This window comes from Paraburkholderia franconis, from assembly GCF_009362735.1.
GTDB lineage: Bacteria > Pseudomonadota > Gammaproteobacteria > Burkholderiales > Burkholderiaceae > Paraburkholderia > Paraburkholderia franconis.
In genome coordinates this window covers 1-12206 of the sequence record NZ_WHNP01000128.1, presented here as the reverse complement: position 1 = coordinate 12206, position 12206 = coordinate 1, and the positions used below count along the sequence as shown (strand labels likewise).

At 64.6% G+C, this 12206-nt stretch carries 7 protein-coding genes and 5 pseudogenes; 6 read left to right on the top strand and 6 right to left on the bottom strand.

What is annotated here, in order from left to right; genetic code table 11:
• Positions 1–468: DDE-type integrase/transposase/recombinase (locus GCT13_RS44995; RefSeq protein WP_152768133.1), on the top strand; the 468-nt coding region annotated here is incomplete at its 5' end.
• A gap of 50 nt (positions 469–518) precedes the next feature.
• Here GCT13_RS44995 and GCT13_RS44990 read toward each other — a convergent pair.
• Both GCT13_RS44990 and GCT13_RS44985 read right to left on the bottom strand, forming a co-directional pair.
• A pseudogene (locus GCT13_RS44990) lies at positions 519–1229 on the bottom strand (aldehyde dehydrogenase family protein); the annotation flags it as partial.
• A gap of 46 nt (positions 1230–1275) precedes the next feature.
• Positions 1276–1965, bottom strand: a pseudogene (locus GCT13_RS44985) (isocitrate/isopropylmalate dehydrogenase family protein); the annotation flags it as partial.
• 67 nt (positions 1966–2032) lie between these two features.
• Here GCT13_RS44985 and GCT13_RS44980 point away from each other — a divergent pair.
• Positions 2033–2752, top strand: a complete 720-nt coding sequence (locus GCT13_RS44980) for an IS6 family transposase (protein ID WP_152768132.1) — start codon at positions 2033–2035, stop codon at positions 2750–2752.
• Between the two features lie 49 nt (positions 2753–2801).
• A pseudogene (locus tag GCT13_RS44975) lies at positions 2802–2972 on the top strand (IS6 family transposase); the annotation flags it as partial.
• 89 nt (positions 2973–3061) lie between these two features.
• On the opposite strand, the gene GCT13_RS44970 reads toward GCT13_RS44975, so the two are convergent.
• Positions 3062–6352, bottom strand: coding sequence for an adenylate/guanylate cyclase domain-containing protein (locus tag GCT13_RS44970; RefSeq protein ID WP_152768131.1), 3291 nt, complete (start codon positions 6350–6352; stop codon positions 3062–3064).
• 285 nt (positions 6353–6637) lie between these two features.
• Between GCT13_RS44970 and GCT13_RS44965 the strand changes: the two genes are divergently transcribed.
• Together GCT13_RS44965 and GCT13_RS44960 are read left to right on the top strand one after the other, a co-directional pair.
• A complete protein-coding gene (locus GCT13_RS44965) occupies positions 6638–8866 on the top strand; it encodes an SLC26A/SulP transporter family protein (protein ID WP_321575036.1) in 2229 nt (742 codons plus the stop codon).
• Between the two features lie 674 nt (positions 8867–9540).
• On the top strand, positions 9541–9975 hold the full coding sequence (locus tag GCT13_RS44960; protein WP_152768130.1) for a hypothetical protein: 435 nt from the start codon (positions 9541–9543) through the stop codon (positions 9973–9975).
• Between the two features lie 34 nt (positions 9976–10009).
• On the opposite strand, the pseudogene GCT13_RS44955 reads toward GCT13_RS44960, so the two are convergent.
• From GCT13_RS44955 to GCT13_RS44945, 3 genes and pseudogenes are all read right to left on the bottom strand, one after another.
• Positions 10010–10222 (bottom strand): annotated as a pseudogene (locus tag GCT13_RS44955) (DDE-type integrase/transposase/recombinase); the annotation flags it as partial.
• Between the two features lie 245 nt (positions 10223–10467).
• On the bottom strand, positions 10468–11196 hold the full coding sequence (locus GCT13_RS44950) for a cytochrome c biogenesis CcdA family protein (protein ID WP_152768129.1): 729 nt from the start codon (positions 11194–11196) through the stop codon (positions 10468–10470).
• Positions 11196–11582: a thioredoxin family protein gene (locus GCT13_RS44945; protein ID WP_152768128.1), complete on the bottom strand. Its 387-nt coding sequence runs from the start codon at positions 11580–11582 to the stop codon at positions 11196–11198. The genes GCT13_RS44950 and GCT13_RS44945 overlap by 1 nt, the downstream gene beginning before the upstream one ends.
• Positions 11583–12028: 446 nt before the next feature.
• Here GCT13_RS44945 and GCT13_RS44935 point away from each other — a divergent pair.
• Positions 12029–12206, top strand: a pseudogene (locus tag GCT13_RS44935) (IS256 family transposase); the annotation flags it as partial.

The following is a 12206-nucleotide window of genomic DNA, read 5'->3' as shown; positions in this document are numbered from 1 at the left end:
CCTTACCTGCTCTGGCGGGCGGTCGACCAGCATGGTGCCGAACTCGACATCCTGCTGCAGAAACGTCGCGATAAGGCTGCAGCAAAGCGCTTCTTCAAACGCGTGCTGGCCGCCTGTCCCGAGGCGCCACGAAGGATTGTCACCGATCAGTTGCGCAGTTATCCGGCCGCGAAGGCCGGAATTCCAGAATTGGCAAACGTCAAACACGCCTTCGTCAAGGGCAGTGCACGGGTGAACAACCGTGCCGAAAATAGCCATCAACCTACGCGTGAACGCGAGCGCCGAATGCGTGGCTTCCACGATTCTGATCGCGCGCAAGCATTTCTGTCGAGCTTCGGACCGATTCGCCAGCACTTCGCGCTCAAGCGACCTTTACTGCGCGCATCACTCTATCGCAAACAGCTCGCCACACGCTTTGCCGCGTGGCATCGCTTCACTGGCCTCACCCAAAATCCGTCCGGTTTCTGAGCGAGCGGTGCCTTCTATCAGCTATTGGGTCATCAACACGACAACGTGACAGTGCCCGTGATCTTGCGCACGCGGCTATCGGCGAGCCAGTCGGCGACGGCGGGCACCGCGTTTTCGCGCGAGGCCGAGATCAGGTTCAGCGCGCCCGCCGGCACGCCCGCTTCATGCGCGAGCATGACCAGCGCGAGCGCGGTGAGGGGCGTGTCTTCGGCGGGCTTGCCGACGACCGTGCAGCCCGCCGCGAGCGTGGGCGCGATCTTGCGCGCGATCATCGCGAGCGGAAAATTCCACGGCGTGATCGCGGCGACGATGCCGACGGGCTCCTTGATCGCGCTCATGCGCTTGCCGCGCTGCTGCTGCGGAATGATGTCGCCGTAGATGCGCGTCGCTTCGTCCGCGAACCACGCGACGTACGAGGCGCCGTACATCACTTCGCCGCGTCCTTCCGCGAACGGCTTGCCCTGTTCGAGCGAGATCAGGCGGCCAAGCGCATCGGCGTTCTCGACCATCAGCGCATGCCAGCGATGCAGCACGGCCGCGCGATCCTTCGGCAGCATATCGCGCCACGCGGGGAAGGCGCGCGCGGCGGCATCGGTGGCGACGCGCGCGTCGGCGGCGGTGCTGTCGGCGACCTGCGCGATGACTTTCCCCGTCGCCGGATCGGTGACGTCGAAGCGTTTGCCGCCCGACGCCGCCACCCATTTGCCGTCGATGAAACTGTCGCTGCGGATCAGTTCGCTCAATTCGTATCGCTTTGTCATCAGAAGACTCCTTTGCGTATCAGTTCAAGCGGCGACGCAGCGTGCATCACGCGAGTCGGTGCGCGACCGCGGCGCCCATCTCAGCGGTGTTGGCCGTGCCGCCCAGGTCGCCCGTATGCGGGCCGTCCTTCAGCACGCCTTCGATGGCGGCGAGAATCGCGTCGTGCGCCTCGCGTTCCTTGCCCTGGCCGTTGCCGAGAAAGTCGAGCATCATCGCCGCCGACCAGATCATCGCGACCGGATTGGCGATACCCCTTGCCCGCGATATCGGGCGCGGAGCCGTGCACGGGTTCGCACAGCGACGGGAACACGCGGTCGGGGTTCATGTTGGCCGACGGCGCAATGCCGATCGTGTCCGTGCAGGCCGGGCCAAGGTCGGAGAGGATGTCGCCGAACAGATTGGTCGCGACCACCACGTCGAAGCGGTCGGGGTTCAGCACGAAGCGCGCGCACAGGATATCGATGTGCTGCTTGTCCCACGCGACGTCGGGATAACGCGCAGCCATTTCGGCGGCGCGCGCGTCCCACCACGGCATGCTGATCGAGATGCCATTGGTCTTCGTGGCCACCGTTATCTTCTTCGCGCGGCGCGGCGCTGCGCGAGATCGAAGGCGAACTTCAGCACGCGCTCGGAGCCCTTGCGCGTGAAGATCGACTGCTGCATCACGAATTTGCGCTCGGTGCCTTCGAACATCGTGCCGCCCACCGACGAGTACTCGCCCTCGGTATTCTCGCGGGCTGTGGTGCAAATAGCGATCAACGAATCGGTTAGAGTGGCGGGCTGACCAATTTGAGAGCCCGCGATGAGCAAACTGAGGAATCTGGACAGCCTGTTTGCGGGTCGTCACTTTGACTGCGACGTGATCATTCTTTGTGTGCGCTGGTATCTGCGCTACAAACTCAGCCTGCGCGATCTCGTCGAGATGATGGCCGAGCGAGGGTTGTCGCTTGCTCACACGACGACCCTGCGTTGGGTGCGACGCTATACGCCCGAGTTCGTCAAGCGCTGGAATCGTTTCGCCACGCCTGCGGGACGGTCGTGGCGGGTTGACGAGACGTATCTGAAGATCCGGGGTAAATGGGTTTATCTATATCGGGCGGTGGATCGGGGCGGCAAGACGGTAGACTGCATGCTCAGGGCAAAGCGCGATGTGGCTGCGGCAAAAGCCTTTTTCAACAACGCAATCAAACATCAGGGACGGCCACCGGAGACGGTCACGCTCGATGGGTGTGCCGCGTCGCACCGGGCCGTGCGTGAGCTGAAAAATGATGTCCTGCTTCCCGGGGACACGAAGGTGCGCTCCTCGAAGTACCTCAATAATCTGGTCGAACAGGACCATCGTCACATCAAGTCCAGAACGAACGTGATGCTTGGGTTCAAACGATTCAGAACTGCCGCGGCCACGATTTCGGGCATCGAGTTGATGCATTGCATTCGCAAAGGGCAATTCGACCTCACCGCTCTCGCGCTTGCGGACATCACTGCTTCCTCTGTCTGGAATGCTGTCCTTTTCAATCGATAAGGTATCCATATCTATAAGAGGCATCGCGGGCACGCCACCTATTTGCACCAGATCCCCTCAACACACCCAGGCGTTCCAGTCGAGCTTCGGCCCGATCCGGCAGCACTTCGCGCTGAAGAGACATTTGCTACGCGCTTCCCTTTATCGCAACCAGCTCGCCGCGCGCTTTGTCGCTTGGCGTCACTTCACTGAGCTCACCCAAGGTTCGTCCGCTTTCTGAGAGCACGGGCTCCCTCTCCGTCATTGCGTCGCGAACAACTCAACGTGACAGCGCCCGGATAGACACGCGGCGCTGGTGTGACGCTCGCCTCAAGCGGCGAGCGCTGCATCGACTGCGGCCAGGTAGTGCCGAAAGCCAGCCTGCAGCAGCACGGTTCGCACGCGCCCAAGCTCGCATCGCACGGCTTCGTCCGCGGGCTCCTGCAGGGTAAGCGCGAGTGCGCGACCGCGCGCCGCGAACAGCTCGGCCCAAGGCAGCGGTTCGCGCCGCGTGTAGTACTCTAGTGCCGCCACGTAGCGCAGCACGCCGGCGGGATCGGGGGTCGACAACATCGCTTCGATGGCGTCGCGGTAGAACCAGAGGTGGTTGTGGCCGACTGCGCCGAGGCGCAAGAGGTCCTCGCCTTCCGCCAGAAGCCGCGCACGCTCGTCGTTGTCGTCGACCGCGCGGGAGAGGGCGCCCAGGACCTTCGGCGCGCAGAACTGCGTGCCCACTTCGCGCGAGATCGCGAGCGCCTCGTAAAGCGCTTTCACCGCTTCGCCGCGGCATCCGTCGTCCAGCCATACACGTCCCTGCATTTCCAGGTTCTGCGCTTCGAACCGGCGCGCGCCCAACTGCCGGATCACCTGCATTTCATGCTCCAGATGGACCCGCGCGGCCTGCACATCGCCTAGCTCGTAGCAGGCGAACACGCCGAGCGTCTCGCCCAGCAATTGCGCGCGCGGCTGCCCGATCAACTCGGCGGCGCGCGTGGCGGCAACGGCGTCTTCGCGCGCTTGCCGCGCATCGTTCAGATAGATGCGGCTGAAGCCCTGCATCGGACGATTGGCGACTTCGATGCGGCTGAACCCATGCTGGCGGCTCAACGCCACGCAATCGCTGAAATGGCGGAACGCGGTCCGCATCCGCCCCTGCGCGTATGCGGCATCGGCGAGGCCGCCGAGCGCGCGGGCCTCTGCCTCCGGCGAGCCGAGGCGTCGCGCATAGGCGAGCCCGCGTTCGTGTTCCGCGCTGCAGGCATCGATCTTCCCGAGCGGAAAAAGGATGTTGCCGCGCAGATAGTGAAGGCTCGCGAGCTCGGCCAACCGGTCGTCGCGCTCCGCGATCCGCTGCGCGGCCGCGAGCAGGTCTAGCGCTTCGTCGAGACCTTCGCTCACGCGCAGGCCTTCCGCAAGCCCGAGCTGGCAGCGGCACAGACTGGCGTCGTCGGGGGCGACCGCCAGCGCCGCGCGATAAGTGGCGGTCGATCCCGCGATGTCGCCGAGGTCGCGCTGGAGCTCGCCCTTGCAACAGCTTAGGGCGTGGTGGTCCGCGTCTGTCTGCGCGATCTCGAGGCCCCGCTCGGCAAGGCGCAGCGCGGCCTCGACCAGGTGGGCCGTGTACTGCGCGCCCGCGGCGGCCAGGTAGGCCTGCGGCGCGCGTTCGTCCTCGGCGCGGTCGAGATGCTGGGCGTGCAGCGTGGGGTCGCCGTGCGCGAACCAGTCGGCCGCGCGCCGGTGCAGTTCGCGCCGGCGCGCGCGCAGCAGCGTCGAATATGCGCTCTCCTGAATCAGTGCATGGGCGAACAGGAAGTCCTCGCCCTCCGGCAGCACGAGCGCATTAGCGAGTAGGCCGTCGCAGACGTAGCCGGGATCGTCGATGAGCCGCCGAAGCAACGCGATGTCGAAACGTTGACCGATCACGGCGGCCGCCTGGAAGGCCAGGCGGTCGCGCGGCGCGAGCCGGTCCATCCGCGCGAGCACGAGGCTCCGGATCGAGCTGGGCACGGCGCTGCCGCTGCCGCTGCCTTCCTCGGCGTTGCGCAATAGCTGCTCGAGGAACAGCGGGTTGCCGCCCGCGCGCTCGATGCAGGCGAGCGCGACACGCTGTGTCGCGTCGATGAAGTTGCCCGCGAGGCTCAGGGCCTCGTCAGTTCGCAGCGGCCCGAGATCGATTGTCGTGAACGGAGTGTCCCGGCAGCGCGCGCGCCACGTCGCATCGATCGGATCACCTTCCACGCGCGAGGTCGTCACGAGGAGGCCCGGGCCGTTCGCGATGCCCGAGGCGAAGGCCGAGAGATAGCCGAGGACTTCGGGGTCAGCCCAATGCAGGTCTTCGACGATGATGAGCGTCGCCGCCTGGCTGCACACGGCGTCGGTCAGTCTCGCGGCGAGCGCCTGCTTGCCGCGCTTGCGCGCGCCGTGGTCCATCGCGTCGTAGAGGGCTCGCCATTCGCCCGCGAGCGGCAGATCGAGGAGGTCGTGGAGAAAGGCGTGCTGCTCGGCCTCGACGACGCCCTCTGCGGCGAGACGCGCGGCCGCAGCCTGCCGCGCCTCGCTCGATGCGCCGGCCGGCAGGCCGAGCAGGCTGCCGACGATCGCGTGCACGGGGTCCTGCCCCTTGCCCACGCCGAAATCGAGCACGAGGCCCCGATGGATCGCGAAGCCCTGCGACTGCACGTAGCGGCGCATCTCGTCGACGAGACGCGTCTTGCCGATGCCCGCTTCGCCGCGCACATGGACGACGTGGCCGGCCCGCCTCGCGACGCATGCGTGGACGATACCGTGAAACTGCTCGAGCTCGGCCTGGCGTCCGACGAAGAGGCTCTGGCTCGCCTTCGCCGATTCGCTCGCGATGGCGCGCAGCCGCCATGTCCGCACCGGCGTGTCGATGCCCTTGAAGCACTGCTCACCGTTCGCGTCGCAGACGGCGGCGTCGCCGAGCGCGCGCGCCACGTCATCGGAAAGCCAGGTCTCACCGGCCGCTGCCGCGACCTGGAGCCGTGCGGCCAGGTTCACCGGATTACCGGTCACGGTGTAGTCCCGCGCGTCGACGCAGCCGAGCGCGCCCGCGACCACCTCGCCGCTCGCGATGCCGATATGCGCCTGCAATGTCCGCGCCGCCTGCGCGCTCAGCTGCGTCAGCGCGTCATGGATGTCGAGCGCCGCGCGGGCCGCGCGCAGCGTGTCCGTTTCGTGCGCGCGGGGAGCGCCGAACAGCGCCATCACCGCATCGCCGATGTGCCTGTCGGTCGTGCCACCATAGGCAAGCACGATGCCGTCGACGAGCGCCGTGAAGCGGCCGATCAGCGCGCGCAGTTCCTCCGGATCGAGCGTGCGCGACAGCGCCGTGAAGCCGCAGAGATCGGCAAAGAGGATCGTGACCTGCCTGCGTTCGTCGGCAGTGGTGTCCACGGCGAACGTCGCCGGCGGGGCCGCTGGCGCCGAGTCTCGCGCGGCTGCGGCGAGAATGCGTTTGCGGTGGCCGAGCGACTGCACGCCGAGCTCCTTCAGGTCCACTTCGGTCAGTTGCGCGAGCAGCGACAGATCGATATCGTTTGCCGCGAACGCTTGCGCGTATTGCTCAAGACCCAGGACGTGCAGCCATTGCTCAATATTCATGTTCGCCGCCTGCATCCAATGCCGGGCGGCGCGCCGTTCTGCCGCCCGGGTCCGCTTCCTTCCCTTGGGCTCAAAGCGCAGACGAAAAGCGCGCTCCGGTTGCCGATGCGAACGGCACCAAGCCTGTCGGGGATCGTGCCGATGAACCCAGTGTAGGCGTGAGCCATGGACCGCGCATAGCCCGCGTATGGCGTTTGACAGGATTTCGATCGGGGACGGATACGGACTCTATACTGGCTCTATACTGGTTCCCCATCGCGCCTTCGCATTTCACCTGGAATTCACGTGAAGCCGGGCAAGACCGTTTCCGTCTCCGACGTCCCGCCGCGCTCGCGCGTCGCGGAGCTGCCCGGCGATCTGGCGGCCGGGGCGATATCGTCGCTCGTCATGCTGTGTTACGCGATGAGCCTCGGCACGATGATCTTCAGCGCCGATCTCGCCCGCTACGCAATGCTCGGCGTGCCCACCGCGCTCGTCAGTTGTGTCGTCACGGCGCTCGTGATTTCTTTGACGAGCTCGATGCGCCTGAACATCGGCGGCCCCGACAGCAATGCGGCGGCGTTTCTCGCGGGTGTGGCGGCAGGCGTCGCGAGCAGCGTGCGCGCGGACGGCGGCTCCCCGCAGACCCTCCTCCTGACCGTGCTGATCGCTATCGCGCTCTGTTCGCTCGTGACCGGCATCGTGCTCTACGCGATCGGTTCGTCCAGGCGCGGCCGCTCGCTGCAGTTCCTGCCTTACCCGGTCCTCGGCGGATTCCTCGCCGGCACCGGTTATCTGCTCCTCGCCGGTGCGTTCCGCGTGATGACGGGCGAGTCCCCGCAATGGCGGACGCTCGTGCTGTTGACGCATCTTCACTGGCTCGCGTGGCTTCCCGCGCTCGTCGTAGGCGTGCTGGCGACCATCCTGATGCGCACCTGGAAGCACGTCGCGGCGCTGCCGCTCACGCTGGCCTTCGGGATCGTCCTCTTCTATGTCCTGCTGCGCGCCGCGGGGCTGTCGATCGACGAAGCGCGCGGCATGGGGCTGCTGCTGCCGCGCGGGGCGCTGCGGCTCGCGGTGCTTCCGGAGCTGCACCTGACCGCGCAGCTCGCGCAGGGCGGCATCGACTGGTCGGCGATTACCGCACACCTTCCGGAAAGTCTCGTGGTCACGTCGGCCTCGGCTGTCACAATCCTGATGAATTCGACGGCGATTGGCGCGGCGACGGGCGAGGAGGTCGATCTCAATCGCGAGATGCGGGCCGCGGGCCTCGCCAATCTCGCGAGCGGGCTTTTGGGCGGAATGATCGGCTATCAGTCGTTCAATCGCTCGATGCTCAACGCGCGCGTTGGCGCGACGAGTCGGATGGCGGGCGTGTTCGCGTCGCTCGCGTGCCTCGTCGCGCTTGCCGCATCGCCCGGTCTCGTCGCGCTCTTTCCCGTGCCGGTGCTTGTCGGCCTCCAGCTTTTCATGGGACTGCGCCTGCTCGAGCAGTGGGTTGTCGGCGCTTGGGCGAAGCTCAATTGGTACGAGTACCTGCTCGTGCTCGTCATTCTCGGCACGATCGCGGCCTGGGGCGTGATCATCGGCGTGGTCGCAGGCGTCGTCGCCGCGTGCGTGATGTTCACGCTGCTGTACGGCCGGGTCAGTTGCATACGCATGGAGTTCGACCTCCGCACCCGGACATCGAATGTCGAGCGCAACATCGAGGAGACAGAATCGCTGCGCGGGCTCGGCACACAGGTGTGCGGAACGTGCCTGCAAGGATTTCTCTTCTTCGGCACGGCCAATTCGATCCTCCAGCGCATACGCGAGCGGCTCGCCGCGCGCGATCCGGCGTCCGTGCGCTTCGTCGTGCTCGACTTCGCGTCGACTCAAGGCATAGACGCGTCGGTATCGAACAGCTTCGTGAAGCTGCGGCAACTCTGCGCGGCGACGGACGCGGACTTGATCTTGACCGCGCTGCCGCCGCGCTCGCGCGATCTGCTGACTAAAACCGGCACGCTCAATCTGCGGATTCGTGAATTCGACACGCTCGATGCGGGCCTGGAATGGGTCGAAGACACATTGCTCGCGTCACGCGCGCTCGCGCCGAAGCACTGTGACGACCTCCACGCGATGCTCGCGCCGCATTTCACGGCCAGAGCGCTGAACACACTGTCCACCAGGCTCGAAGTGCATGAGCTGCTAGCCGGCCAGCCACTGTTTCTTTGCGGAGAGCCGGGCGATGCACTGTACATCATCGAGCGCGGCCGGGTCGCAGTTTCGCTGCCGCTCGGAAATGGGCGGTCGGTGAGGCTGCGCGCTTGCCGCCCGGGCACGGTCGTTGGGGAAATGGCCGTGTACACGCAGCAGCCACGCAGCGCGGACGCGTTCGCGGAGGTGCCGACGCGCGTGCGCAGGCTTTCACTGGCCGAGCTCATCACTCTCGAGCAAGACAACCCCGCAGTTGCGCAGCAGTTTCATCGCTTTCTGGTGAAGGTCATCGCGTCGCGGCTCGCCCTCGCCAGTGAGGCCCTGCGCGCGGCCTACTGAGCGGTGGCGGGGGTGGCGTTCGGGGCAACTACCGTGGCGCTTGGGAGGCGGCCGACGGGCGGTCGGGGCCGGACGCGGACCCGACGCAATGTAGCGAGGGTACGAGAAGCGTGCTTAAGCGGCGAGAATCCGCTATCCGCAGGCTGAAGTCGACGTTCGAATGTCCGCACGGAGACGTGAGCCAACGGCCGGAGTTGGCCCGGTTGCTGCCTTTCGCAGCATAGGTCCGAGCATTTCGAAACGAAGGGAGTGGCGTGTCCCCACCCTCTTCGTCCGAAGTGACGAGCAACGTCCCGTTACGGTCGTCGGTTGCCCAAATCAAGCCTTGGTCGTCGACCTTGATGTCGGATGGTGCACCGTTATAGCGCAACAACGGCGGTCGCCTGGGAGAAGCTCACGATAACCGGGACAAAGCCCGCGACGCGATTTCGCGCGAAAGCGTGCGACATGGGTCACCGGCCATCGCGGGAGCCACTTCCGCGTGCCGCGGCTGGATTTTCAGCGGCGTCGACTGTGCTAAATCGTCTTCTCAACGTCGCGAGGGATAGGTTGTGAATTGGATGACCCGCTTGTTAAAGCGTGCGCGAACGGAGCCGGAAGCACCCAGGCTTTTGAGTGAAGCAGCTGTTCACCGTACGCAAGAGACCGCCGCAACGACCGCGCTGATGCGGGCTATGGAATCGACCGTGCATCAGCGTCATTCCGACGCGCTGGCGACATACCGGCGCCTCACAGCCGAATTGGCGACACATCAGGCAAACGCCGCACTCATCGCAACCTGGCGCCGCCAGATTTCTGAGCAGAGAGAGTTGTTGCGGGCGCTCGAGCCGGAGGCCGAGCTTATGGTCTATCTCCTCAACCGTTATGCGATGGTGGACGGCCGCTACTATCGAACCCTGAGTGCATTAGAGCAGGCCGAACTGCTGAGGACGGAGCTTCCCGAGGAACCAGCCCGGGTTGCTTGCGAGAGGCAAGAACAGGCGGTGCCGCGGGACCTTCTCGACAGATCGTTGCGGACCGCCCCTCAAGCCGGCGAAGCAGGCGAATTGAGCACTGAGGAGCTTGAACCGGCGAACGCGCAGTTGGCTGGTTCTGGTGCAAATAGGTAAGCCGGTTGAGAAGTCTTCATATAGGAAGGATACCTTATTGAACGCGGAGGACCGTATTCCATACGACGGGCGCAACGGCATCCTTAAGGCCGAGCTTCGCGAGATCGAACTGGCCCTTACGAATGCGATGCGTCAACCCGATGCCTGAAATCGTCGCCACGGCGCTTCTGAACCGTTTGAAGCCGAGCATCACATTCGTTCTGGATTTGATATGGCGATGGTCCTGCTCGATCAGGTTGTTCAGGTATCAGTTACGACACTGGGTGGTCTTTGCGGAAACGAGCCCAGCATTTGGTTCGCTCGACCAGTTGTTCGAGGAGGCCGTAGCGTTTGCTCTGGAGTCGCAGGGCGACAGGTGTTGACGAACTGACGCCAGAGCGCACGGCGTGCATGCCGCGACACATACTGCGGCTCGTCGCTGCAGATACCGGGACTTCGGACTTGCCCAAACTCGCGGTGCAATTGACTGATTCTTTCGGTGCAGGGCGTACCCTAAAGCGACGTTGTGAAGGCCGTCAACCACGCTGGACTTGCAGACAGCAGCGTTGCCTCCAGTGTCTTGTCCAACCCGGTGAGCGCGAGCACGCCGAAGGCGATGAACACCATCCCGAGAACCGCTTTCCCGGCGGCTTCCGCAGAGCGCAGTCGACCTCGAAGTCGCGATATCGAGGCCCGCGAAAGGAAGCCGAGTATCGCCAGCGGAAGGCCCGCTCCGATGCCGAATATGCCCATCAGCAACGCGATTTTGCCGAGATTCCGGCCCTGAGCGGCGAGCGTGGTTGCGGCACCCAGTGTCGGGCCGACGCAGGGACTCCAGACGGCTCCCAGGAGCAGTCCGACTGCGAACTGGCCAGACAGGGTGTCGCCTTTTACCCTGCTCAGCCAGCGCTGGCTGGGACCGCCTATCCCGGCGGCCGCGCGATTGAAAGCGACCTGCAGCCGGCGGGAAAACATCGCGAGCCCAAAGAAAATCATCAACACGGCCGCCACGCGACGGAACACGTCGTTATCCAGCCCCAACGACACACCAACTGTCGCAACAAAAATGCCGATGACCGAGAAGGACGCACCCAATCCAGCGGCGAGTGCGACAACCGCAAGCCGGTGTACTGCCAATGCCGACGCAACGAGTACGGGAATGAGGGCGAGCACGCACGGTGACAGCGTCGTCAGGGCTCCTGCGAGGAACCCGAGCGCGTACGTTCCCGCAGTGAAATTCATCACAAAGCTTTCGCAAACGTGTTTCTGATGTCCTGCTCGCGCGTCTGCCCCGTTGAGCGCGCGACCTCGTGGCCGCCCTTGAAGACAACGAAGGTCGACTGCTGGGTCACTTTCAATGCCCGCTTCAGGGCGACTTCCTTGTCGTAGTCAGCCAGGAAAATGGTCACATCTTTCATTTCCGGGCTCGCTGCCAGACGGTCCACAATGGGCTGCTGGACCTTACAGGTGGGGCACCAGGTCGCATGGAAGTAGACGATGCCTGGCTTCCCGTCAGCGTTCAGCCTGTCGAACTGTGCCTGGTTGAACGCCTGTTCGCCGGCGAAAGCGCTAACGACAGCGAGTAGCAGGCTCGACGCGAGCAGAAATCTGCGAATCATGTTGAGCATTGCGTTCTACCCCGAGAGAAGTGCAGCCTTATAGTTGGACGTATGAAGGACGAAAAGATTGCACCTCACGTGTCGCGGTCGGCGGAGGCGCGTGCTGAGCCGGCTCGCCAGGACCAATGTGTTTACTGGGTCAACTCACCCCATCCATGAGTGTGTCGATGAGCGGGCACGACATCTTTCCTTTTGACGTCGAACAGCGCTGCACCAGAGTCGCCAGAGCGGCCTCCAGCCTCGACAAATCCAGCATGCGCTGGCGCACGTCGGCGAGCCGGTGCTCGGCGATTGCGCGCGCAGCCCTGCACGTCTGACCGTCGTGCAGAGACAACAGGAGCTAAAGTCGGAACTGGTGTACGGGGGAGTTGAGGCGGGAGATTGAAGGCGGTGGAGGTTTCAGCTGAGAATCTGATTGTCGAAGTCGGAAACCAGCAAACAACAAACCATCCACCATGAGCAAGTTTACGGAAAAAGCAGTTGTCGGTCTATCGGAAGTCGGTCTGGGCCTGGACGAATTGGTGCGACACGGAGCGCGGCAAGTGATTCAGCAGGCAATCGAAGCGGAGCTGTCGGCGCTGCTGGAGCGATTCGAGAACGTCAAGACCTTGCATGGACAACGCGCGGTGGTAC

Coding starts and splice junctions, on each gene's coding strand:
- GCT13_RS44950 (WP_152768129.1), bottom strand. CDS start 11,196: ATGAATTTCACTGCGGGAACGTACGCGCTCGGGTTCCTCGCAGGAGCC.
- GCT13_RS44980 (WP_152768132.1), top strand. CDS start 2,033: ATGAGCAAACTGAGGAATCTGGACAGCCTGTTTGCGGGTCGTCACTTT.
- GCT13_RS44970 (WP_152768131.1), bottom strand. CDS start 6,352: ATGAATATTGAGCAATGGCTGCACGTCCTGGGTCTTGAGCAATACGCG.
- GCT13_RS44960 (WP_152768130.1), top strand. CDS start 9,541: ATGGAATCGACCGTGCATCAGCGTCATTCCGACGCGCTGGCGACATAC.
- GCT13_RS44945 (WP_152768128.1), bottom strand. CDS start 11,582: ATGCTCAACATGATTCGCAGATTTCTGCTCGCGTCGAGCCTGCTACTC.